19 protein-coding genes and 1 pseudogene are annotated in these 22,872 nt (G+C 68.5%); 12 read left to right on the top strand and 8 right to left on the bottom strand.

Annotation, left to right across the window (positions count from 1 at the left end; all coding sequences use genetic code 11):
* Positions 1-297 precede the first annotated feature (297 nt).
* The 3 genes from P0W64_RS04035 to P0W64_RS04025 are packed head-to-tail and all read left to right on the top strand — an operon-like array spanning position 298 to position 4,639.
* Positions 298-2,229, top strand: a complete 1,932-nt coding sequence (locus P0W64_RS04035) for a primary-amine oxidase (RefSeq protein ID WP_275478782.1) — start codon at positions 298-300, stop codon at positions 2,227-2,229.
* A gap of 10 nt (positions 2,230-2,239) precedes the next feature.
* Complete coding sequence (locus P0W64_RS04030) at positions 2,240-3,094, top strand: universal stress protein (protein ID WP_275478781.1); 855 nt, start codon at positions 2,240-2,242, stop codon at positions 3,092-3,094.
* Positions 3,095-3,097: 3 nt separating this feature from the next.
* Entirely contained in the window at positions 3,098-4,639 is a 1,542-nt protein-coding gene (locus P0W64_RS04025; protein WP_275478780.1) for an APC family permease, read from the top strand.
* 51 nt (positions 4,640-4,690) lie between these two features.
* Here P0W64_RS04025 and P0W64_RS04020 read toward each other — a convergent pair.
* Positions 4,691-5,128 (bottom strand): annotated as a pseudogene (locus tag P0W64_RS04020) (TetR/AcrR family transcriptional regulator C-terminal domain-containing protein); the annotation flags it as partial.
* Between the two features lie 107 nt (positions 5,129-5,235).
* Between P0W64_RS04020 and P0W64_RS04015 the strand changes: the two are divergent.
* The 6 genes from P0W64_RS04015 (at position 5,236) to P0W64_RS03990 (ending at position 11,320) form a co-directional block, all read left to right on the top strand.
* Positions 5,236-6,213, top strand: coding sequence for a nitrilase-related carbon-nitrogen hydrolase (locus P0W64_RS04015; RefSeq protein ID WP_275478779.1), 978 nt, complete (start codon positions 5,236-5,238; stop codon positions 6,211-6,213).
* Between the two features lie 17 nt (positions 6,214-6,230).
* The gene (locus tag P0W64_RS04010; RefSeq protein ID WP_275478967.1) at positions 6,231-7,247 is read left to right on the top strand and encodes an agmatine deiminase family protein; all 1,017 of its coding nucleotides are present in this window, start codon (positions 6,231-6,233) and stop codon (positions 7,245-7,247) included.
* A gap of 16 nt (positions 7,248-7,263) precedes the next feature.
* Positions 7,264-7,659, top strand: coding sequence for a PPOX class F420-dependent oxidoreductase (locus P0W64_RS04005; protein WP_275478778.1), 396 nt, complete (start codon positions 7,264-7,266; stop codon positions 7,657-7,659).
* A 166-nt stretch (positions 7,660-7,825) separates the two neighbouring features.
* Positions 7,826-9,007 (top strand): LLM class flavin-dependent oxidoreductase, encoded by a 1,182-nt coding sequence (locus P0W64_RS04000; RefSeq protein ID WP_275478777.1) that lies wholly within the window; start codon positions 7,826-7,828, stop codon positions 9,005-9,007.
* Positions 9,008-9,020: 13 nt separating this feature from the next.
* A complete protein-coding gene (gene sfnG / locus P0W64_RS03995; RefSeq protein ID WP_275478776.1) occupies positions 9,021-10,130 on the top strand; it encodes a dimethylsulfone monooxygenase SfnG in 1,110 nt (369 codons plus the stop codon).
* Positions 10,127-11,320 carry an SfnB family sulfur acquisition oxidoreductase gene (locus P0W64_RS03990; RefSeq protein ID WP_275478775.1) on the top strand — a complete coding sequence of 398 codons (1,194 nt, stop codon included), beginning with the start codon at positions 10,127-10,129 and terminating at the stop codon, positions 11,318-11,320. The genes sfnG and P0W64_RS03990 overlap by 4 nt, the downstream gene beginning before the upstream one ends.
* Positions 11,321-11,342: 22 nt before the next feature.
* On the opposite strand, the gene P0W64_RS03985 is transcribed toward P0W64_RS03990, so the two are convergent.
* From P0W64_RS03985 to P0W64_RS03975, 3 genes are all read right to left on the bottom strand, one after another.
* Positions 11,343-12,683 carry an NAD(P)/FAD-dependent oxidoreductase gene (locus tag P0W64_RS03985; protein ID WP_275478774.1) on the bottom strand — a complete coding sequence of 447 codons (1,341 nt, stop codon included), beginning with the start codon at positions 12,681-12,683 and terminating at the stop codon, positions 11,343-11,345.
* Positions 12,680-13,276: a TetR/AcrR family transcriptional regulator gene (locus P0W64_RS03980; protein ID WP_275478773.1), complete on the bottom strand. Its 597-nt coding sequence runs from the start codon at positions 13,274-13,276 to the stop codon at positions 12,680-12,682. The genes P0W64_RS03985 and P0W64_RS03980 overlap by 4 nt, the downstream gene beginning before the upstream one ends.
* A 99-nt stretch (positions 13,277-13,375) precedes the next feature.
* Entirely contained in the window at positions 13,376-14,143 is a 768-nt protein-coding gene (locus tag P0W64_RS03975; RefSeq protein ID WP_275478772.1) for an SDR family oxidoreductase, read from the bottom strand.
* Positions 14,144-14,337: 194 nt separating this feature from the next.
* On the opposite strand from P0W64_RS03975, the gene P0W64_RS03970 reads away from it, so the two are divergent.
* From P0W64_RS03970 to P0W64_RS03960, 3 genes are read left to right on the top strand one after another with little or no spacing between them, the layout of a single operon-like run.
* Positions 14,338-15,711: a citrate:proton symporter gene (locus tag P0W64_RS03970; protein ID WP_275478771.1), complete on the top strand. Its 1,374-nt coding sequence runs from the start codon at positions 14,338-14,340 to the stop codon at positions 15,709-15,711.
* A gap of 29 nt (positions 15,712-15,740) precedes the next feature.
* Positions 15,741-17,360, top strand: a complete 1,620-nt coding sequence (locus P0W64_RS03965; protein ID WP_275478770.1) for a sensor histidine kinase — start codon at positions 15,741-15,743, stop codon at positions 17,358-17,360.
* Complete coding sequence (locus P0W64_RS03960) at positions 17,350-18,009, top strand: response regulator (RefSeq protein ID WP_275478769.1); 660 nt, start codon at positions 17,350-17,352, stop codon at positions 18,007-18,009. Before P0W64_RS03965 ends, P0W64_RS03960 begins: the two co-directional genes overlap by 11 nt.
* Before the next feature lie 4 nt (positions 18,010-18,013).
* Here P0W64_RS03960 and P0W64_RS03955 read toward each other — a convergent pair whose 3' ends face one another.
* The 4 genes from P0W64_RS03955 to P0W64_RS03940 all read right to left on the bottom strand — a co-directional run bounded on the left by P0W64_RS03955 (position 18,014) and on the right by P0W64_RS03940 (position 22,804).
* On the bottom strand, positions 18,014-19,717 hold the full coding sequence (locus tag P0W64_RS03955) for a cytochrome c biogenesis protein CcdA (protein ID WP_275478768.1): 1,704 nt from the start codon (positions 19,715-19,717) through the stop codon (positions 18,014-18,016).
* Between the two features lie 10 nt (positions 19,718-19,727).
* Positions 19,728-19,994, bottom strand: coding sequence for a hypothetical protein (locus P0W64_RS03950; RefSeq protein WP_275478767.1), 267 nt, complete (start codon positions 19,992-19,994; stop codon positions 19,728-19,730).
* 84 nt (positions 19,995-20,078) lie between these two features.
* Positions 20,079-20,978 (bottom strand): universal stress protein, encoded by a 900-nt coding sequence (locus P0W64_RS03945; RefSeq protein ID WP_275478766.1) that lies wholly within the window; start codon positions 20,976-20,978, stop codon positions 20,079-20,081.
* A complete protein-coding gene (locus P0W64_RS03940; protein ID WP_275478765.1) occupies positions 20,975-22,804 on the bottom strand; it encodes an amino acid permease in 1,830 nt (609 codons plus the stop codon). Before P0W64_RS03940 ends, P0W64_RS03945 begins: the two co-directional genes overlap by 4 nt.
* Positions 22,805-22,872 lie beyond the last annotated feature (68 nt).

Here is a 22,872-nt window from a genome sequence, read left to right as displayed (position 1 = left end):
GTCGTGTCCCCTCGCGTGGATATCCCGGGCCCGTCCCGGGACGTATGCCACATCGTCTCTCGGGCCGTGCCGGGAAACGGTTGCGATGGCGCCACCTGTGGACGGCGCGGCAGGCATACGCATCCCTGTGGATCGCGGATAGACACATCGGCCCCTAAAATGAACAACGTTCGCCACAATGGAGCGCCCGCTCATCTGTGGATCGGATCACAATCGAGATCGACGGCACGCGCGCCCAGCGCACTGCGAGACGCCCAGCAGCATCCAGCGAGACCGCAACGCACACAGGAGAACCCCGTGACAGCATCGTTCCACCCGCTCGACCCCCTGACCGCGGACGAGTTCCGCGCGACGGCAGCCCTCCTGCGCGAGCACACTCCGGTGGACGACGGCTGGCGGTTCGCCGGCATCGAATCGGCCGAACCGTCGAAGGCACAGATCGCGGCGTTCGACGCAGACGGCACCGCACCACCGCGCCGGGCGCTCGCGACGCTGATCCACCGCACCGCGAACGCCACATACAAGGCCGTCGTGGACCTGACGTCGTCCTCGGTCGAGGCCTTCGAGCATGTACCCGGCGTGCAAGCGAACTTCACCGTCGACGAATGGGAGGAGGCCGACGAGGTCCTGCGCGCCCACCCCGACGTCATCGCGGCCCTTGCGGCACGCGGCATCACCGACTCGAGCCTGGTCTTCATGGACACGTGGACGTACGGCGAGGCCGTCATGCCCGAGCGATATCGCGATCGCCGGCTGGGCTGGTCGGACACGTGGGTTCGCAAGGCGGACGGCGCCAACCCGTACGCCGGCCCGGTGAGCGGCTTCCACTGCCTCATCGACATGAACACGATGGAGCTGCTGGAGATCGTCGACGACGACCCTGTGGAGAAGCCGGATGTCATGGGCGAGTATGCACCTCGGCACATCCCCGCACGGATCCGCGAGGCGTCGACACGGGAACCGTTGCGCCCTCTCGACATCACGCAGAACGAGGGGCCCTCGTTCACGCTCGACGGGAATCTGCTGCGCTGGCAGAACTGGTCGATGCGCGTGGGTTTCAACTACCGCGAAGGCATGACGCTGCACGCCGTGACGTACAACGATGCCGGGACCGAGCGCTCGATCGCGCACAGGATGTCGTTCGCGGAGATGTTCGTGCCCTATCGAGACCACTGCCAGGATCACTACCGCCGCACAGCATTCGACATCGGCGAATGGGGCATCGGCTTCATGACCACGTCGCTCGAGCTCGGCTGCGACTGCCTCGGCGAGATCCGTTACCTGGACGCGGTACTGCACGACAGCAGGGGCGAGCCTACGACGATCGGCGACGCGATCTGCATCCACGAGGAGGACGACGCCGTCCTCTGGAAGCACGTCGATCACCATGCGGGCGCGGAGGTGCGCCGGTCGCGGCGGCTGACGGTGTCCTTCCATGTCACCGTAGCCAACTACGAATACCTGACGTACTGGCGCTTCTATCAGGACGGCACCATCGAATGCGAGGTGCGCGCTACCGGCATCATGGTGACGACGCCGTTCCCCGAGGGCGGCGCACACCCGCACGGGACGCTGGTGGACGAGCGCACGTATGCGCCGTATCACCAGCACTTCCTCGTCGCCCGCCTCGATCTGGACGTCGACGGGACCGATAACACCGTCTACGCGACCGAGACCGAGGTCGAGCCCATCGGGCCGGACAACCCCTACGGGCTGTCGCTGCGGCAGCGCGACACTCCACTGCGCACAGAGACCGAGGGCATGCAAGACATGGACTTCCGGTCTCAGCGTGCGTGGAAGGTCGTCAACGACAATGTGCGCACCGGGCTCGGCGTACCACCCGCGTACAAGCTGGTGCCGGGTGGCGCGATCCCGCCGTTGTTCGACCCGGCGTCTCCGGTGTACGACCGTTGTCGCGCCATCGAGCACACCGTCTGGGTGACCCCCAATACCACCGAGGAGCGTTGGCCCGCAGGCGAGTTCGTGGTACAGAGCGGTCCTGGGCGCGGCCTACCCGAGTGGACGAAGGCGAATCGGCCGATCGAGAACACCGACGTCGTGGTCTGGTACACGTTCGGCATACACCACATCCCGCGGCCGGAGGACTGGCCCATCATGCCCGTCGACACCGTGCGCTTCCACCTCGTTCCGGTCGGGTTCTTCGACCGCAACCCAGCCCTCGACGTCGCCCCCTCGCCCTCGGCGTGCCACGGCGACGCCTGCCATTAGGAAGGCCACCATGAGACTCCTCGTGGGCTACCTGGCGACCGACACCGGCGCCGACGGCGTCGCGCTCGGTATCCGCCTCGCGCGCACCCTCGACGCCGAACTCGACATCGCGATGATCGTGCCGCCCCAACCGCCGGGCGCCCCCGGGTACGAGGACGTCGTCATCGCCGCGGCGCGCGGATGGCTCACGCAGGCGGCATCGACAGTGCCCGACGACGTTGCCGTCACCATCCACGTCGCCGTCGACGAGTCCTTCGCCGAGGGGCTGATACGCCTGGCAGAAGAGTTGGACGTGGACGCCCTCGTCGTCGGTGCCGCGGGCGACGGGCTCCTCGACCGGCATTCGATCGGGTCGGTCACATCGGACCTGCTGCACAGCTCCCCCGTACCGCTCGCGCTCGCGCCGCGCGGTACGCGCAATTCGCCCGCGTCGAAGATCCGGCAGGTCACGTGCGCAGTCGGCACCCGCCCGGGAGCGTCGCTCGCACTGGACACGGCCGTGCGCTCGGCACGGGCAACCGACATCCCGCTACGGCTGATGTCACTCATCGCATTGGACCCGCTCCCGGCGGGCATCCCCGATCCCGATGACGTAAGAGCCAACCGCGCCCGGGCACACGCGAAGTCCCTCCTGGAGTCCGCGAAAGCGCTACTGCCCGACGGTTTCCCGGTCGGCCTCGAGGTTGCGGAGGGCGCAACGGTGGAGGGCGCGGTCGCCGCGCTGGACTGGCACGACGGCGACATCCTCGTGGTCGGCTCCTCCCGGCTCGCACGGCAGCGGCGGCTGTTCCTGGGCTCGACCGCGGCGAAGATGCTGCGCGTGCTGCAGGTCCCCATGGTCGTCACACCGAACAAGGAGGTATAGGCCATGACAGGACACACGCATGCGCCCGGAACCTCGGAGAAGGGGCTCGCGACTGGACAGATCGGCACGTTCTCCGGTGCGGTGCTCGGCATCTCGACGGTGGCCCCCGGCTACACCCTGACCGCCAGCATCGGGCTGATCGTCGCGGCGGTCGGCCTGAAGATGCCCGCGATCCTCATCGCCGGCTTCATTCCGATGTTCCTCACCGCGTACGCGTACCGCGAGCTCAACTCCAAGATGCCCGATGCCGGAGCGTCGTTCACGTGGTCCGCCAAGGCGTTCGGGCCGTACGTCGGCTGGATGTGCGGTTGGGGCATGGTGATCGCCACCATCATCGTGTTGTCGAACCTCGCGGCGGTGGCGGTGCAGTTCCTATACCTCTTCATAGCGCAGATCTCACACCACGCATCGATCGCGGACCTGGCATCCGACAAGGCGGTCAACATCGCGACGACACTCGCATTCATGCTCGTCGCAACCTACATCGCATGCCGCGGCATCACGACGAGCGAGCGTGTGCAGTACATCCTGGTCGGCTTCCAGATGATCGTGCTCGTCGGATTCGCTGTCACGGCGCTGGTGAAGGTCGCGAACGGCTCGGCGCCAGGGCATCTCAGCTTCGATCTGGACTGGTTCAATCCGTTCACCGGGTTGACGATCGGTGCCTTCGTGGTGGGCCTGACGGGGTCGGTGTTCGCATTCTGGGGCTGGGACACCTGTCTCACCCTGGGCGAGGAGTGCAAGGACCCCGACCGCGTTCCCGGTCGCTCCGGCCTGCTGTGCGTCATCTCGATCCTCGCGACGTACCTCCTCGTCGCGGTCGCGGTGATGATGTTCGCCGGCGTAGGTGATACCGGGCTCGGACTGGGTAACCCGAACAATGAGGAGAATGTGTTCGGGGCTCTGGCCGATCCTGTGATGGGCGGCTTCTTCGGCCCCTTCCTATCGCTGGCGGTGCTCGCATCATCGGCCGCGAGTCTCCAGACGACTTTTCTACCCGCCGCCCGCACCATGCTGGCGATGGGCGCATACGGCGCATTCCCCCGTAAGTTCGCCGAGGTCAGCCCGCGCTTCCTGGTGCCGAGCTTCGGGACGGTGGTGTCCGGTATCGTGACGGCCGTCTTCTACACGGTCGTCACGATCCTGTCCGAACACACGCTCACCGATACGATCGCCGCACTCGGCATCATGATCTGCTGGTACTACGGGATCACGGCGTTCGCGTGCATCTGGGAGTTCCGCCGAACGCTCTTCTCGAGCGTGCGAAACGTCCTGTTCCGCTTCCTCTTCCCGCTGCTGGGCGGCGTGATGCTGATAGCGATCTTCGCGATCTCGGTGCAGGAGAGTATGGATCCGGAGAACGGGAGCGGCGCATCCGTCGGCGGGATCGGCCTCGTGTTCTTCCTCGGGTTCGGCATCCTGGCGTTCGGCGCCGTCCTGATGACGGTGTGGCGCTTCGTGTCACCGCGCTTCTTCACCGAGGACACACTCCCGGCCGGGGCGGGCGAGGCGCTCACAGAGGCGCTGGAATCGGGTCGCTCATAGGTCGCGCCCCCGACCACGGTGTCGCTCACCATCTGTTCGAGCACATCCTTTCGAGCCACCGAGGACGAAGCTGTCCAGCGCCGTGATCGCCGCGAGCACGTCCGCCGGTCCCAGTCCTGTGTCCGAGAACGCCTGCGCCAGGACGTTGTACATGGCGAAGGCGGCAGGGGCGCGAACCGTCTGGGCCGTCAGCAGGGGGATGAGCCGCGGGTGCCGGGCGTAGGCGGCGCGATACTCCCGCGCGATAGTGGCGACGACGGCGAGCGGGTCGTCTACGGGTACGGGGACGACGACGGCGGCCATGGCGTGCTCGCGCAACAGCTCGACGATCTCGTCACGGCCGCGCACGTGGTTGTACAGGGACGAGGGCCGCACCTTCAGTCGCGCGGCGATGCCCGGCATCGTGAAATCGCCTGTGGCGTCGACCTCCGTGAGCGCTGCCGCAGCAATGCGGTCGAGCGACAGCTTGGGCTGCGAGGGGCGCGGCATCATCGACTCCCTTCCCTGCCGATCGTGCTCGGTCCAACCTGGGCTTGCGCAGAGGACGCCGGGCAAGCATACTTAACGAATCCGATTCGTTTTATTCTGGAGCACCGATGCAGCTCATCACGGCCCCCGCCGCGCCGCCCCTCTCCCGCGTGGAACCGCCTGCGCGCGAGCCGCTGAAGGTAGGCCTCGTACAGCACCGCTGGCACAGCGACGCCGCAACACTACGCGCCGAGCTCACCGACGCCGTCGGCCAGGCGGCCGGCGCGGGAGCACGTGTCGTCTTCCTCTCCGAATTGACGTTGAGCCGCTACCCCGCCTTCGTGCGGGGCGGCGAGAACCCCAGCGCCGCAGCCGAACCCCTGCAGTCGGGCCCTACATTCGAGTTCGCCGCGAACGCCGCGGCGAAGCACGGCGTGGTAGTGCACGCCTCGCTCTACGAGCGCGCCGACGCAGGCGACGGTCTCGGCCTCAACACCGCCGTCATGGTGTCGCCAGAGGGTGAGCTTCTGGCACGCACGCGCAAGCTGCACATCCCCGTTACCGCGGGCTACTACGAGGACACCTACTTCCGGCAGGGGCCCACCGACGACGCGTACCCCGTGCACGCCCCCGAGGGCCTCGGCGGCGCGCGGTTCGGCCTGCCGACGTGCTGGGACGAGTGGTTCCCGGAGGTCGCGCGCATGTACTCGCTGGGCGGTGCAGACGCCCTGGTGTATCCCACTGCCATCGGCTCGGAGCCCGACCACCCCGACTTCGACACGGAACCGCTGTGGCAGCAGGTCATCGTGGGCAACGGAATCGCCAACGGTACCTTCATGATCGTCCCCAACCGATACGGCGACGAGGGCATGATCGCGTTCTACGGGAGCTCGTTCATCTCGGACCCCTACGGCCGCATCCTCGTTCAAGCACCGCGCGCTGCATCGGCAGTCCTGGTGGCTGAGCTCGATCTCGACCAGCGACGCGACTGGCTTGCACTGTTCCCGTTCTTGCTCACGCGGAGGCCCGACACGTATGGGAGGCTGGCGGCCCCCGTCGACGCCGGCGCGCCGTACGGCTCCGCTGCGCGGGGGACGGAGGCCTGACGGTGCCCACGTGGCGCATGCCCGCCGAGGGCGCTTCGCACGATCGGACCTGGATGGCGTTCCCGTCCGAGGGCTACTCGCTGGGCGAGACCGCGGACGCACACCACGAGGCGCGATCGACGTGGGCCGCCGTCGCGCACGCGATACTCGAGTTCGAGCCGGTGACGGTGGTCGTCGACCCGCGAGAGCGCACTGCGGCCGCGCGGTACCTCTCTCGCGAGGTCACCGTCGTCGAGGCGCCGCTGAACGACGCGTGGATGCGGGACATCGGCCCCACGTTCGTACACGGGGACGACGGCCGCGTCGGTGCAGTGGACTGGGTGTTCAACGGCTGGGGCGCGCAGGACTGGGCCCGATGGGACCGCGACGCCCGGATCGGCGCCCTCGTCGCAGAACTGTCCGGGGCGCAGAGAATCCCATCCGACATGGTCGGAGAGGGTGGCGGCATCCAGGTGGACGGTCAGGGCACCGTCCTGGTCACCGAGACGGTCCAGCTCGACCCGGGCCGCAACCCGGGGATGACGCGGGTCGACGTCGAGGCCGAACTCGCTCGAACGATCGGCGCGACGCACGCGGTGTGGCTGCCCTACGGGCTTGCGCGCGACTCCGAGGCGTACGGCACGCGTGGGCACGTCGACATCGTGGCCGCGATCGCATCACCGGGTGTGATGTTGCTGCACGATCAGCGCGACCCGGCACACCCGGACCATATCCGCAGCAAGGCCTTCCGCAAGGTGTTCGCCGACTCGACCGACGCCGCCGGGCGCCCGTGGCAGGTGATCGACGTGCCCGCACCCACGACGCTCACCGACAGCGAGGGCTTCGTCGACTACAGCTACATCAACCACCTGGTGGTGAACGACGGTGTGATCGCCTGCTCGTTCGGCGACGAGAACGACGCGGCAGCCGCCGATATCCTGAGGCAGGCCTATCCGGGGCGCCGGGTGGTCACCGTGGACGCGCGCCCGCTGTTCGAGAGGGGCGGCGGCATCCACTGCATCACGCAGCACCAGCCCGCGCCGCTGCGGGCGTGAACCCGAGGAGCACACCGTGACCGTCTCCCTGTCCGACCACGCCCGCGCGATCATCGACGCGCCGGTACTCGCGACCGTCGCCACACTGAACCCCGACGGCTCGCCCCAGCTGACCGTCGTCTGGGCCCACACGGACGGGGAGGCGGTGGTGTTCTCCACCGTCCGCGGCCGCCGCAAGAGCGAGAATCTCGAAGCCGACCCGCGCATCGGTGTCTCGTGGATCAACCCCGACGATCCCATGGACACCGTGGAGGTGCGCGGAACCGTCGAGCTGGTCGACGATCCCGACGGTCGCCTCATCGACGAATTGTGCCGCAAGTACCGCGGCACCGCCTGGACCGAGCCGAACCCGGGCAGCCGCCGGGTCATCGCACGCATAACGCCTACCCGCGTCCGAGCGGGCGGTCACTGACCGCCGCAGCGCGCTGCGAACCGCGCCCTCGCGATGCACGTCACAGCACGCAACGCGCGCTTTCGCGCACCGAGATTCCAACCCTGGCCGCAGCGGGCGGGCGCGTCGACACTGGCTTCGTCCGCACACCTGAGAGAGGCGTGCCCGTCGACGAGAGGTCCCTTCGGTGTCCCTGCACTTCCACTGGTTCCTTCCCACCTATGGCGACTCGCGCAATCTCATGGCGGGCGGCCACGGGAGCACCATCTCCGGGAGCAACCGGCCGGCGGATCTGAAGTACCTCAAGCAACTCGCCCACGCCGCGGAGCAGAACCACTTCGAAGCCGTCCTCACACCGACCGGGTTGTGGTGCGAGGACGCGTGGCTGAGCACGGCCGCGCTGATCGATTCGACCGAGACGCTCGCGTTCCTGGTGGCCCTCCGCCCCGGGCTGATCAGCCCCCTTCTACAGGCCCAGATGGCCGCCACATTCCAGTGGCATTCCGGCGGCCGGCTGCTGCTGAACGTGGTGACCGGAGGTGAGTCGTCGGAGCAGCGCGCCTTCGGCGACTACCTCACCAAGGAGCAGCGCTACGCTCGCTGTGGCGAATACCTGGACGTGAGCCGCCGCCTCTGGACCTCGCCTGATCCTGTCTCCTACGACGGCGAGTACGTGAAACTGGAGAACGCCCGCGTCGTCCGGCGGCCGGAACCCGCACCTCCGGTATTCTTCGGCGGCAGCTCTCCCGCCGCCGGCGACGTCGCCGCGAAGTACGCCGACACGTACCTCACGTGGGGCGAGCCGCCCGCACAGGTCGCACAGAAGCTCGACTGGGTCCGGGGGCTCGCATCGGCACAGGGCCGCGAGCTCACCTACGGCGTCCGACTACACGTCATCGCGCGCGACACCAGCGAGGAGGCCTGGGCCGAGGCGAATCGCCTGCTGCGGGGCCTGGACCCCGAGGCGGTGCGCAACGCACAGGCCAACCTCGCGCGTTCGGAGTCCGATGGTCAACGGCGGATGCGCGAGCTGCACGGCGGCGGAAAGGCTTTCGATGAGGCCGCGGACGCGCGCTCGCTCGAGATCCACCCCGGTCTGTGGAGCGGAGTAGGACTCGTCCGCGGCGGCGCGGGCACGGCTCTGGTGGGCTCGCACGATGAGGTGGCGGACCTCATCGCGGAATACGCTGCGCTCGGCCTCGACCACTTCATCCTGTCCGGCTACCCGCACCTCGAGGAGGCCTATCACTTCGGCGAGGGCGTGCGCCCGGCCCTCGCGCGCCGCGGCCTCATCGACGCCGAGACGGCGGGTGGCGTCCAGTCCCTCGGCGGTGCGTTCCTGCCTGCACTGACGCCCGCCTCCTCGTAGAGAAGAGAAGACCATGACGACCGAGAAGATCTCCGACCAGATCAAGTTCGCCTACTGGGTTCCCAACGTGTCCGGTGGCCTCGTCACCAGCGAGATCGAGCAGAGGACCGGTTGGGACTTCGAGTACAACAAGAGACTGGCGCAGACCGCGGAGCGTGTGGGCTTCGAGTACGCCCTTTCTCAGGTGCGGTACATGGCGAGCTACGGCGCCGAGTACCAGCACGAGTCGACATCGTTCAGTCTTGCTCTGCTGGGCGCCACCGAGAAGCTGAAGGTGATCGCCGCGGTCCACCCCGGGCTGTGGCATCCCGCGGTACTCGCCAAGTTCGGCGCCACCGCGGACCATCTCTCGGGCGGCCGGTTCGCGATCAATGTGGTGTCCGGCTGGTTCGCGGGCGAGTTCCGTGCGCTCGGCGAGCCCTGGCTCGAGCACGACGAGCGCTATCGTCGCAGCGCCGAATTCCTACAGGCGATCCGGAAGATCTGGACCGAGGACGACGTCGAATTCGCCGGCGACTTCTACCGGATCCGCGACTTCACGCTCAAGCCGAAGCCGCTGAACACTCCCGAGCGCCCGAATCCCGAACTGTTCCAGGGCGGTAACTCGACGGCGGCGCGGTTCAACGGCGGGAATTACGCCGATTGGTACTTCTCCAACGGCAAAGACTTCGACGGAGTCACCGATCAGCTCGACGATCTGCGCCGGATCGCACGCGAGGCGCGGCGCGAGGTGCGGTTCGGGCTGAACGGCTTCATCATTGCACGCGACACCGAGAAGGAGGCCCGGGATACGCTGCGCGAGATCGTCGACAAGGCGAATCGGCCTGCGGTCGAGGGCTTCCGGGACGCGGTGCAGCAGGCCGGTCGGTCGACGTCCGACGGTCGCGGGATGTGGGCGGACTCGTCGTTCGAGGATCTCGTGCAGTACAACGACGGCTTCCGGAGCCAGCTGATCGGCACTCCCGAGCAGGTGGCCGAGCGCATTGTCGCCTACAAGGAGCTGGGGGTCGATTTGATCCTGGGCGGCTTCCTGCACTTCCAGGAGGAGATCGAGTACTTCGGCGAGAAAGTGCTGCCGTTGGTGCGGGAGATCGAGGCCAGCCGCGCGAAAGCCCTGGTGTGACAACCGCGGTCACCCGCGTCCTGACCGACGAGACCGAAGCACTCCACGCCGCAGCTCAGCTCGCGGAACGATTCGCCTCGGGCGCGGCTTCCCGGGACCGTGACAGACGCCTGCCGTACGCCGAGATCGACGAGCTCGCGGCGAGCGGACTGCTCGCGATCACCGTGCCGGTGCGGTTCGGCGGAGCGGATCTCGCGCCCTCGACGGTCGCGGAGGTGATCCGGCGGATCGCGACCGCGGATCCGTCGATCGCGCAGATCCCGCACAGCCACTTCGTGTATCTCAACGTGCTTCGGTTCGCAGCCGTCGAGGAGCAGCAGGCCAGGTACTTCCGGAGCGTATTGGCTGGCGCTCGGATCGCGAACGCACAATCCGAGAAGGGCGGGCGCACCGTCGCCGACATCGCCACCGTGCTGCGCGACCAGGCCGGAGCCCTCAGCCTCCACGGCGAGAAGTTCTATTGCACGGGTTCGCTTTTCGCGGACACTCTCGCTGTGCTTGCCCGCGCCGAGGGCACCGACGAGCAGGTGATCGTGTTCCTTCCCGCAGACTCCCCGGGCGTGACGGTGATCGACGACTGGAACGGCATGGGGCAGCGCACGACCGGCAGCGGCACCGTCCGATTCGAGAACGTTGCGGTCGAATCCGGACAGGTCGTGCCCCGCTCCCCCGCGCTGACCGAGCCGACCGGTTACGGCGCATTCGCCCAGCTACTGCACGTTGCGATCGACACGGGTGTGGCGCGCGGTGCACTTGCCGCCGCAGCGGAGTTCGTGCGGACGAAGTCCCGTCCGTGGTTCGAGGCCGCCGTGGACCGCGCGCAGGACGACCCGCTGGTGATCCATCGCTTCGGCGAGCTCACCGTTTCCACGCGCGCCGCCGAGGCGGCCCTCGACAACGCGGGCCGCGCCGTCGACGCGGTGTTCACGGATCCCGGCCACGAGACGGCCGCCGAGGCCTCACTGGCCGTCGCCACCGCGAAGGTGCTCGCGGACCGGGCCGCAACGGAGGTCACGGCGGCACTCTTCGAAGTGGCCGGCACGCGCAGCGCGAGCGACGATCTGAACCTGCACAGGTTCTGGCGCGACGCCCGGACGCACACGCTGCACGACCCGGTGCGCTACAAGGTGTGGCATCTGGGGCGCAACAGCCTGCAGGGCACACCGCCGCCCTTGCACGGGGTGCTCTAGGGACGCGCGTTTCGACCTGGGGTCACCGTCGCAGGGCCGCGGCCACTTCCGCCGCCGCTCTCCTACCCGAGCTGACGGCACCCTCCATCGCCCCGTGGAATCTCGTCGCGGTCTCGGTGCCGGCGAAGTGCACCCTCCCGTGTGCGCGGGACGGGCACGATCGACTCGATGTCCAGGATCCCGGCGGCTGGAAGCCCGCGAAACACCCTGGAGACCAAGGGTCCTCGTTCCAGACGTGGATCGCAGCGTCGACCGGGCGACGCACGGCGGGGCCGAAGCGCTCCGCGAGGTCGGCGAGTACCGCGTCGAGTCGCGCCTGCGGGTTCTCCGCCAGCAGGCGTCGGGCGCGGCCGCCTACGACGAAAGCTGCCAGCACGCCCTGATCGCCGGTCGAGAAGTCGAAGGTCGCGTTGACCAGCGCGTCGTTCGAGATGGTCTTGCCGCTCAGCCCGGCAGCACGCCAGAAGGGCTCGTCGTAGGCGAGGTGGTACTTCAGGACCGTGCCCGGCCGGGCCGCGCGCAGATGGTCCGAACGCCCCTCCGGCAGTGGCGGATCGAAAGCGATGGCAGCCGCGTGCCGCGGCGGGACCGCGAGGACGACCCTGTCCGCCCGCAGCGTCCCGGTCTCCGTCGTGAGCACGGCACCGGACGACCCGTCCGCCACGGCCGTGACAGGCACGCCGAGGATCGGAGGCGTCGGCACGGTCGCCATGAGCCGCTCGCACAGCGCTCCCGCACCGTCCACGAAGCGCAGCTGCTGAGCACCACTCGACCGGATGTATCGCCGAAACCCGCCGGCCGATCGGATGCACATCAGCGCGTGCAGCAACGAGATCTCGTCCATGTCGGCCGCGAAGATGGAGCGCATCGCCGCCTCGAGCAGGCCGGATGCCTCACCCGGAAGCGGCGCTGACCGCAGCCAGTCCGCGACCGTCCGACGATCGAGACGCCGAGCTAGCCTGCCGGCCCACGGCGTGGCGGGAGCTACTGTGCGCGCCAGTGTGTCGAGGAGCCCCACACCGATCGCAGTACCGAGCAGATTGCGCGGACCGAAGCCGGGAAGATCACCCGCCCAACGCCGTTCGGAGCCTCCGAAGGTGCCGATGTGTTGCCCGTCGTCCCATGTCGGCGCAAGCCGCAGCCCGTGCTGTTCTGCGAGCGCCAACATCGTCCGCTGGTGCGGGCCGACGAATTCGGCGCCGTACTCGATCGGATGCCCGTATCGGTCCGGCACGGTGTGTATGCGGCCGCCGATCCGGTCGCGCGCCTCGATCACCTGGACCGAGAACCCCGCCGCGGCCAGGTCCGATGCAGCCGTCAGTCCGGACGCTCCGGCGCCCACGACCACCACGTCCACCGTCATCGCAGGCCCCCTTCCGAGACCCGCGCAACAAGCGCATCGACCGCAAGCCTGTGCCCGGCGTCCACTCGGCCCCGCTCACCCGTGGCGAACAGGTCCAGCAGCAGGCCGCGGTGGATCGCCAGCAGCGCGGTCGCGGCTGCCGTCGCGTCGTCCTCGGCGTAGCCGGCGTCCCTCAGCGCCCCGGCTATGGCCTCCAGCCAACCGTGCACGGCGCCGTCGAGGAAGCCCGGCAGTCGGGAATCGTCGATGAGCGCCATGCCGTACGCCTCGAAGAACAACCGGCCGTAGGCCTCCGCGTCCGGCTCCGTGCTCGCCTGCCAGAACCGGTCGATCACTCCACGCGGGGGCAGGTCTGCGCTGTCGGCGATCCACTTCGCCACCTCCAGCTGCTGCCGCTCCCGTACACCATCGAGGGCCGCCGCGATGAGCTGCTCCTTGGACCCGAAGTGGTATACGAGCATTCGCGCGCTGGTGCCCGCGGCCGCGGCGAGTGGGCGCAGCGAGAGATCGGCCAGCCCATGTGCCCGTATGTAGTCCACCGTCGCGTCGAGCAACTCGCGACGCCGGTTCGATTCGTCCGCGGTCTGCGGCATGGAAACCTCCGATGTAACACTCGCTTCATTGTTGTGCGTGAAACGAGTGTTACATACCGTGCGCCGCCCTGTCGACCGCCCGCGTCGGGCCCGGACCTCCTACGGCCACCTGCTCGCCACGTGCTCGGCGAAGGTCGTACCCGCGCGGCGATCGGGAGTCGTCAGCTTCCCGTCCCGCAGGGCCCTGCCGAACGCGCCGGGCACCGGCAGTCCGACGATGCGCCGGCGCGACCCCCGCGCCCGCAGGTACACCTCGGCCAGTTGCGCGAACCGCCGGACCTCGGGCCCGCCTATGTCTTCGACATGCCCGGCGGGCGACCCCTCGGCGAGCTCTACGAGCCGGTCTGCGACAGTGCCGACATCGATCGGCTGATCCGGCACCCGCCGCGGCACGAGAACCACGGGCATTCGATCCTGCACCGACAGGATCCTCTCGATGAGGTCATGGAACTGCGTGGCCCGCAGGATCGTCCACCGGTCACCCGAGCCCTCGATCACCTTCTCGCACGCGAGTTTCGCACGGTAGTACGGGAACGGCACGTCGTCGATGCCGACGATCGAGATGTACACGAGGTGCGGCTGCGGATCCATCGCGCGCACCGCGTCGACCAGGTTGCGGGTCAGGTCCTCGTCCCTGCGCCCGTTGGTCGTCGCGCAGTGCACGACAGCACCCACGCCGTCGAGTGGTATCGCACCGGGGCCGGACGCCAGATCCCCGGTCGCGTACTCGACACCGTCTGTGACGGGCTGCGCCGTTCGCGACAGAACCGTCACGGGATGACCGGAGGATAGAGCCCGGTTCACCACCGCACGGCCCAAGAGCCCCGTGCCACCTGTGACCAGGATGCGAATCGCCTTGTCTGCCATGACCATATCCCCCGCACATCGTCTACGATCGCCGCCGCGGCATCGTCGACGATCCTGCTCCGAGGCTACGCGCCCCTACGTCGAACGCTCGAGCAGAATGCGCAAAACCGCGACTAAGGCACACAATGTCGACTGTGTCGCGCGTCACGTCGATTCTTCCTCTGTAAGCAGAACCACACGACGAGGAGAGCGCCATGCTGGTAGCCCTGGGATTGACGATGGTGGCCGTGTTCATGGGCCTCATCATGACCAAGAAGGCCACGCCGGTGGTCGCGCTGATCGCCGTGCCGGTGGTCTTCGGTCTCCTGGCCGGTGCCGGCACGGGGATCGGAAAGATGATCACGGACGGCATCAAAGATCTCGCCCCGACGGCCGCGATGCTGTTCTTCGCAATCGTCTTCTTCGGCATCATGATCGATGTCGGGCTGTTCGATCCGGTGGTCAAAGCCGTGCTGCGGCTGGTCGGCGACGATCCCACGAAGTTGGTGGTCGGCACGGCTGTCCTCGCGGCCATCGTATCCCTCGACGGCGACGGGTCGACGACCTTCATCATCGTGACGTCCGCACTGCTGCCGCTCTACCTCAAACTCGGCCTCAGTCCCGTCGTCCTGACCGTGACCGCGGGCCTCGCCAACGGCGTCATGAACATCGTCCCCTGGGGCGGCCCGACTGCGCGCGCCGCAGCGGCGCTGAAGCTCTCGCCATCCGAGGTCTTCGTACCGATGATCCCCTCGATGATCGCGGGTGCACTGGTGGTCCTCGTCTTCGCGTGGCACCTCGGGCGCATGGAACGTAAGCGGATCGGGTCGATCGTGGTGCGCGAGCGGGTGCTCGCGAACGCCAGGGAGACGGTCACCGTCGGCGGCGGCGCGGGACCTGGCGTCGACCTGTCCGGCGATCCCGGCCACTCCGCTTTCACCGCCATTCACGACGACGAGCCCTCCGATACGCGTCGCCCGAAGCGCTACTGGTTCAATGCCGCACTCACGATCGCACTGCTCGTCGTCCTGATCCTCGACATCCTGCCCATCCCGGTGCTGTTCATGATCGCCGCATCGATCGCCCTGATCGTCAACTTCCCCCTGGTGTCCGATCAGCAGGCCGCGATCACACGACACTCGAGCTCGATCGTCGGTGTCGTCGGGATGGTGCTCGCCGCCGCCGTACTGACGGGCGTGTTCACCGGTACCGGCATGGTCGAGGCCATCGCGTCGTGGCTCGCCCACGTCATCCCCGCGTCGATGGGGTCGCACCTTGGTGTCATCACCGGCGTGCTGTCGATGCCGTTCACGTTCCTGATGTCCAACGACGCCTTCTACTTCGGCGTCCTGCCGGTGCTCTCGGAGACCGCGGGGCAATACGGTGTGAGCGCGGCCGAGATGGCCCGCGCATCCATCACCGGGCAGCCGTTCCACATGCAGAGTCCACTAGTACCCGCCATCCTGCTCCTGGTCTCGCTGGCCGGCGTGTCGCTCGCCGACCACCACCGCAAGGTCCTGTGGCGGGCCGCCGCGGTCTCGCTCGTGATGCTTGCCGTGGGCGTCGGCGTCGGCCAGATCCCGCTCTGACGCCCCGGATCGACGGCTAGGCTGACCCGATGCGAATCCGGCTGCGCACCCAGGTGTTGCTGCTCCAGGTCGCGATCATCGCGGTCAGCCTCGCCATCGGCTTCGGCATCGTGCTGCACCGCGCGTCCGGGCAGGTCCGCAACGAATACTTCCAGCGGGCGGCGGCCATCGCGGAGGCGGTGGCCGCCGACGCGGACGTACGGGCGGGTGCCCAGGCCGAGACGTCGGCGCGCAAGGCGGGCCACGCGCCGTCGGCAGCCGAGCTCGCGAAGGCGCCCGTGCAGCAGCAGGCGGCCGCCGTGACCGCACGCACGGGCGTGCTGTTCGTATCGATCGGGGACGGCGTCGGATACCGCCTCGGGCACCCCAACCCTTCGGCTCTCGGGCAGCGACTCTCGACTGATCCGTCGGCGGCCCTCGCTGGACATCTCGAATTCACCGAGCAGACAGGGACTCTCGGATCGTCGGTGCGCGCGAAGGCCCCCGTGTACGGCGACGATGGCACGGTCGTGGGCCTGGTCAGCGTGGGTGTCGCCACCGACACCGTCGACGCCGCCGCGCGGCACTCTCTCTACCTGCTGCTCGGCATCGTCGGGATAGCACTCGCGGTCGGCGCGGCCGGATCCGCGCTTCTGGCCCGACGATGGCGGCGCCTCACTCTCGGGCTCGAGCCCGAGGAGATGACCGAACTCATCCGGGCCCAGGAGGTCGTACTCCACTCCGGCTCCGACGGTGTGGTCGCCTTCGATCCCGACGAGGTTGCGCGCGTTATCAATCCGCGCGCTCGGGAACTCCTGGAGGTGGACGCACCCACCGGCACGCCGCTCGGAGACCTCGGCCTCACTCCGCGGGTCGAGGCGATCGCGCGGGAAGCGGCCGATACGCCCGTCGCGGCAGCTGTCGACGAGCGCGTCGTGCTGGTGTCGTCACGTCGCGTTCGCCGCGGTGACACGGACCTCGGTACGGTACTCACCGTGGTCGATCGCACGGACGTGACCGCCCTGACGCGCGAGGTCGATTCGATCCAGGCGATGAGCTCCGCGCTGCGCGCCCAGCGACACGAGTCCGCGAACCGGATGCACGTCGTCACGGGACTGCTGCAGGACGGGCGGACCGCCGACGCGCTCGCATACCTCGGCGAGGTGGCGGGCGCGGGCGGCGCCGGAGTGCCCGTAGCCGGCATAGCCGGTCTGCAGGAACCGCACCTCCGAGCATTCGTGTCCGCCAAGGCTTCCCGAGCGCGCGAACGCGGCGTCGAGTTGCGGATCGGCGCCGACACGCTGCTCGTCGGAATGCTCACCCGACCCGTCGACGCGACGACAGTGGCGGGCAACCTCATCGACAACGCCATAGACGCGGCCGCCGAAGGGGCATCGCCCGACAGGTGGGTCGAGGTGGATGCCCTGCGGGACGGCGACACGCTCGTTCTGGCGGTGTCCGACTCCGGAAACGGATTCCGCGTCGACGATCCGTTCACGGAGGGCATCACCACGCACGTAGACCCCACAGTCCCGGGCGGCCGCGGCATGGGCCTCGCCATCGTGCGGCAGATGGCGCGGGCGCACGACGGTGACGTGAGGGTGGCGGGCAGCGACCCCACCGTCGTAGTCGCGACACTGCCAGGATGCGTGGTCGACGATGGCACGTGAGCTCTCGGTCCTGGTGGTGGACGACGACTTCCGTGTCGCGGCCCTGCACGCCGGAGTGGTGGACGCGATGTCCGGCCTGACGACGGTGGCGACGGCGCGCACCCTGTCTGAGGCCCGGCGCGCGCTCGCGGAGCGGGATATCGACCTCGCTCTGGTCGATGTGTTCCTGCCCGACGGCTCGGGTATCGACCTGGTGCGCGAGATGCGTTGCGATGCATTTATTCTCGGCGCCGCCAACGACAGCGCGACTGTGCGCGCCGGCCTGGCCGCGGGCGCACTCTCGTACCTCATCAAGCCGTTCACCAACACCGAATTGGCACGCAGACTGGCCGCCTACACCGCGTACCGCCGGATCACGTCGAGCGCGCAGCTCACCCAGGCCGAGGTGGATACCGCCGTCTCCGTACTGCGTTCGGAGGCACCGGCCGCGAAACGGGACGATGGCGGCTCAGTCACGGAGCAGCGGATCGTCGCCACGCTCGGCGATGCAGATGGACCGCTCCTCGCAGATGAGATCGCCGAGCGCGTCGGAGTGTCTGCGGCAACTGCGCGTCGCTACCTGGCGGACCTCGCTCGGTCGGGGACGCTGACCATGGAACTGCAGTACGGCGCCACCGGGAGGCCCCGGCAGCGGTACCGCCTGTCCTGACTGCTCACCCGAAGGTGAAGGAGTAGGCCTGCAACCCCGGGGAGAGGCCGATGGTCACGATGCCCCGTTGCGACTGCACGTTGCTCGCTACGGTACGGATGTCGGGCGGTCCGGACACGTCGATCGTGCGCGTAGCGCCGTTCTCGGTCACCGTGAGCCTCCCCGTCCCGCCGACGTCGAGATAGACCTCGCTCGCGTGATACGACAGGGTGATCTTCGCTCCGGCTCCGGCGGTGATGTCATCGTCACCGAGCGTCCAGCTCCCCTGCAGCCGATAGCTGTTGGTGTCCGGTTCACCCCTATCCGCAAAGGTATGCACCCCGACGGTGTAGTCGCCGCTCCCGCCGTAACTCTGCTGCCGCGCCGCGCCGAGATAGGTCTCGGGCGTGAGATCGCGGTCCGTCGGGGTCGTGTCGGGAACGTCCGTCGGCGGGGGAAGTTTCGCGTCCGGGTGTGCGGCGGTGAGCAGCGCCCGGATGTACTGCTCCTCCTGCGGGTAGTCGCCTTCGCCCAGGCTGACATGCCTGATGGCGCCCGTTGCGTCGACGAGGTAGCCCGCGGGCCACGCCACGTTGTGATAGGCGTTCCAGGTGCCGTAGTCGTTGTCGACCGCCACCGGGAAGGTCAGGCCCAGCTTCCGGGCGCCGGCCGCGATATTGCCTGCATCGTGCTCGAACGCGTACTCGGGTGTATGCACGCCGACTACGCGGAACCCCAAGGGTCCGTACGCCTTCGACCACGCCTCGACGTGCGGGAGCTCACGCTGGCAGTTGATGCACGAGTAGGCCCAGAAGTCTACGAGGACGACGTCGCCGCGCATGGCCGCCATCGTGGTCGGCGGGCCACCGAGCCACTGCGACACGCCCGCGAACTCGGGCGCGCGGCCGCAGTCGGCGATACCACCCTGGCCCTTGTACGCCGCCTGCTGGCACTCCTGGAGGGAACCGTTCCCGGCGACCGGCGCCACGCTGATCCCGGAGCCGAGCGAATCCCCCAGTGCTTTCGTGTAATCGGGGACACGGCGCTGGATGGCGCCTGTGAGGTCGAATGTCAGCGCGACGGCGAGCGCGATCACCAGGACCCCTGCGACGCCGCGCACCAACCGCTGCCGCCGTTGCAGCGCGCGAACCCGAGCGGTGAGCCGGTTCCCGGCCAGTGCCACGGCCAGGAGGGGGACCGCGACACCACACGCGAATGCGACCGTCAGGGCGACGGTCTGGCCACCTATGCGGCCCGTCGCCCCCGCGACCGCGATGGCTGCGAGCACCGGTCCGGCGCACGGGACGAACACCGCTCCCAGGGCGAGCCCGAGCACGAAACCGCTTGCAGCTCCGGATCCTCGGCTACCGACGTCGCGCTGGGGGATGCGCGCGAACGCCCGCTCGAGTAGCCGCTCGAGTGACGGCACCAGCATCGCCAGTCCCACCAGAACGAGCGCCGCCAGCCCCAGCCAGCGGAGCAGACTGGACGGTAGGTGCAGCGCCGCGAGCAGTAGCGTGCCGAACAGCGTGATGAGTGCGAAACTCAGCGTAAGGCCGAGGACGATCGCCACAGGCCGGGTTCGGCTCGTGCGCTCCGCGACGGCCACGCCGCCGTCGAGTGGAGCCCGCGCCGCGCTGCCCAACAGGACGACCGGCAGTACGGGAAGCACGCACGGTGAGATCCCTGCCAGGACACCACCGACGAAGCCGATCAGCAGGAGCGTCACGCGACCGGTATCACCAGGTCGTCCCGTTCATGCCCGGGATCACGCAGTGCCCGGTGTGGTCGACCCGGCCGATGATCATCATGTCGTACCCGGTACAGGACGAGTTGATAGTGGCGCAGGTCTTGACGGTCGTCACCACCTTGTCGACGCCGCACGACTTGCCTGGTGGCGGCAGGGGGGCGGCCTGTGTGGACCAGCCGACCCCGGTGAGCGCGAGTACCGCACCGGTCGCGGCTGCCGCCGCGGACAGACGCGCAGTCGTGCCTTTGCGTGCCATCGTGCACCTCCTGGAGGTCACCCCCACGCCGTAGTCGACGCTACACCTGGGAGTGATCCGGCCCATAACGTGAGAACCGGCTTATCAGGCAATCCGTTCAGTCGCCTCCGGCCGCGGCACGATCATCACCGGGACCGGACTGTTGCGAACGATGCGGGCCGCCGCCGTACCGAGGAAGACCTGCTGAGCCTGGCCGGCCGCGCCGGAGCCGAGGAGTAGCAGCTCGCCCGGCTGCCAGCTCGCGTTCTCGACGGCGGCGCGCCAGTCGGCACCCGTGCCCGCAGCCACCTCTACATCCGCGAGGGACACGGTGCTGCGGGCTTGCCCGAGCCGCAACTCGATACGCGCGCTCATCGCGGCCTGCCAGCGACGCACGATGAGTTCCTCGGCGGCGTCCGATACGGACGCCCCGAACATCGCACCGGGCCCGTGCACCGAGAAGGACACGATGCGGAGCGGAACGTCCCACGCCCCGGCGAGTGCGGCGGCCGCCTCGATCAGGCCGTTGGCGTCGGCCTTCCCGCCATAGGCGGCCGAGAGACGGGTGACCGGCCGCCCAGACGACCGGTAGCCTCGCGGCGCGATGGCGACGGGCACTGCAGCGGCGTGCACGAGCCGGTCGGTGACCGCCCCCAACGACACCCGTCCGGCCAGACCCGCCGACGACGAGCCGACCGTGACGACGCTCGCGGCGTGCTTGGCGGCGAGGTCGGTGAGCCCCCTCGGGATCGACTGTGCCTGTGCCACCTCGACCGTGACACCCGCCCCCGGAAGCCCATCGACGGCCGCGTGCAGGGCACGCTCGGTCCGCACGGCCACGGCGTCCACGTACTCGTCCTCGATAGGGTCGGTGCGCGCCGGAAGGCGCCGCTCGATCACGGCGGCCGCGACCACGGGTTCGCCTGTGGTCCTCGCGATCTGGGCCGCCAGCTCCACGGGTGCCGCGCCGCGCCCGGCTGCGCTGAAACCCGCGAGGACGGTCATCGGCCCGAGTCCGCGGTGTCCACGTGGGCGACCACGTGTGTCACGGGCAGGTGGTGCTCCGCACGGGCTCGATCGACGACGTCGAACCGCTGCCACACCGAGTCCTCCGGCGGGAGTGTCGAGACCACGATCTGGTCCGGTCCGAACGTCTCGACCGCGGTCGCCAGCGCGCGGAGCGGACGGTAGTCGCCGAGCTCGCCGTCGGCCTGGAAGCCCTCGTTGCGCAACGTAGCGACGGTAGCCTGCAGACGCTCGCCCGCTATCCGCTTGGTCTCCTCCCACACGTCCAGCGGGCCGTGCCGATCCGCCGAGCCCATCTCGATCGGGCTCGCGGGCACCACGACGTGGTAGACCGCCCGCTGATCGGCACCGATACGCCGGAGCTCGCTCAACAACTCGTCGGATCCGACGGTCTGGTTGGCCAGCACCAGGACCCGCGTCGGCCCGCCCGGCGCGGCCGCCGCATCGGGCACCTGCGGGCGGCTGCGGACGAAGAAGCGGTTGAAGAAGAACAAGACGATGACGACCAGCCACGCGCCGAGGCTCAGCAGCAACTGCGATCGCACCGACTTGTCGATGTACATCTGCACCAGGATCGCGAACGTCGCGACGATCGTGATGATCGACAGCACCGGGAACAGCCACATCTTGACCTTGAGATGAGCCGAGCCGTTGCGGAACCGCAGCACCGTTTGGGAGACCGCGATCAGCAGGTAGACGAACAGGATGATCGCGCCCGAGGAGTTGAGCAGGAAGGCGAAGATCGTGTCCTCCCAGAAAGCCGCGGCGATGACACAGATGAAGCCGATCACCGACGAGGCGAGGATCGCCGCGGCGGGCACGCCCCGCTTGGTCACCGCGACCAGCTGAGGCGGGGCCTCGCGCCGCGCGGCGAGCACGAACAGCATGCGGGATGCGGTGTACATACCGGAGTTGAGGCAGCTCAGCACGGCCGTGAGCACGACGGCGTTCATGATGTGGTCGGCCGCGGGGATGCCCATCTTCTGGAACGCGGCGACGAACGGCGACGCTGCGAGCTCACTGCCGTTCCACGGCAGGATGCAGACCAGCAGGAACGCCGAGCCCACGAAGAAGATAGCGATGCGGACGATCACCGAGTTGGCCGCGCGAGCTACCGCGCGCTCGGGGTTCTCGGACTCTGCGGCGGCGATCGTGGCGATCTCGGCGCCGACCATCGAGAAGATCACCGTGACGACGCCGACCGTGATGGCACTCGCGCCCAACGGGAAGAAGCCGCCGTGGCTCGTGAGGTTGGAGAAGTCCGCGGAGTGATGCGGCCACAGGCCGAGTACGAAGGCACCACCCAGCACCAGGAACACCACGATCGCTGCGACCTTGATACCGGCGAACCAGAACTCGAATTCGCCGAACGACGACACCGAGAAGAGGTTGGTCGCGGTCATCGCGGCGAGCAGCAACATCGCCGTCAGCCAGATAGGCGCATCGGGGATCCAGAACTGGATTATCTTGGCGCCCGCGATGGCCTCGAAGCCCACTACTACCACCCAGAAGTACCAGTACAGCCACCCGACGGAGAACCCGGCCCAGTCCCCGAGCGCCGCTCGGGCGTAGTCGGAGAAGGAGCCCGTGGTGGGGTTGGCGACGGCCATCTCGGCCAGCATCCGCATGACCATGATGATCAAGATGCCCGCCAGGCCGTAGGTGAGGAACGAGCCTGGGCCCGTCGATTTGATCACGACGCCGGAGCCGACGAACAGGCCCGCACCGATCACGCCCCCGATCGCGATCATTCGGAGCTGACGCTCGCTGAGCGCCTTCTTTAGTTCGGGAGTGGATGCACCCATCGCGGCCTCCTGGTTTTCGATGTGTTGCCACGCCGAGAGTAGCGCCGACGGATACGCCGCGTAAGCGA

The sequence above is a fragment of the Tsukamurella sp. 8F genome (genome assembly GCF_029167375.1).
In the GTDB taxonomy this organism is placed as follows: Bacteria; Actinomycetota; Actinomycetes; order Mycobacteriales; family Mycobacteriaceae; genus Tsukamurella.
This window is presented reverse-complemented; position numbering and strand designations above follow the sequence as displayed.

Bases quoted from the DNA above. Each gene is read 5' to 3' on its own strand.
- P0W64_RS04015 (WP_275478779.1), top strand. From the start codon at position 5,236: ATGCAGCTCATCACGGCCCCCGCCGCGCCGCCCCTCTCCCGCGTGGAA.
- P0W64_RS04025 (WP_275478780.1), top strand. From the start codon at position 3,098: ATGACAGGACACACGCATGCGCCCGGAACCTCGGAGAAGGGGCTCGCG.
- P0W64_RS03940 (WP_275478765.1), bottom strand. From the start codon at position 22,804: ATGGGTGCATCCACTCCCGAACTAAAGAAGGCGCTCAGCGAGCGTCAG.
- P0W64_RS03965 (WP_275478770.1), top strand. From the start codon at position 15,741: ATGCGAATCCGGCTGCGCACCCAGGTGTTGCTGCTCCAGGTCGCGATC.
- P0W64_RS03975 (WP_275478772.1), bottom strand. From the start codon at position 14,143: ATGGCAGACAAGGCGATTCGCATCCTGGTCACAGGTGGCACGGGGCTC.
- P0W64_RS03970 (WP_275478771.1), top strand. From the start codon at position 14,338: ATGCTGGTAGCCCTGGGATTGACGATGGTGGCCGTGTTCATGGGCCTC.
- P0W64_RS03945 (WP_275478766.1), bottom strand. From the start codon at position 20,978: ATGACCGTCCTCGCGGGTTTCAGCGCAGCCGGGCGCGGCGCGGCACCC.
- sfnG (WP_275478776.1), top strand. From the start codon at position 9,021: ATGACGACCGAGAAGATCTCCGACCAGATCAAGTTCGCCTACTGGGTT.
- P0W64_RS04010 (WP_275478967.1), top strand. From the start codon at position 6,231: ATGCCCGCCGAGGGCGCTTCGCACGATCGGACCTGGATGGCGTTCCCG.
- P0W64_RS03960 (WP_275478769.1), top strand. From the start codon at position 17,350: ATGGCACGTGAGCTCTCGGTCCTGGTGGTGGACGACGACTTCCGTGTC.
- P0W64_RS03950 (WP_275478767.1), bottom strand. From the start codon at position 19,994: ATGGCACGCAAAGGCACGACTGCGCGTCTGTCCGCGGCGGCAGCCGCG.
- P0W64_RS04030 (WP_275478781.1), top strand. From the start codon at position 2,240: ATGAGACTCCTCGTGGGCTACCTGGCGACCGACACCGGCGCCGACGGC.
- P0W64_RS03985 (WP_275478774.1), bottom strand. From the start codon at position 12,683: ATGACGGTGGACGTGGTGGTCGTGGGCGCCGGAGCGTCCGGACTGACG.
- P0W64_RS03980 (WP_275478773.1), bottom strand. From the start codon at position 13,276: ATGCCGCAGACCGCGGACGAATCGAACCGGCGTCGCGAGTTGCTCGAC.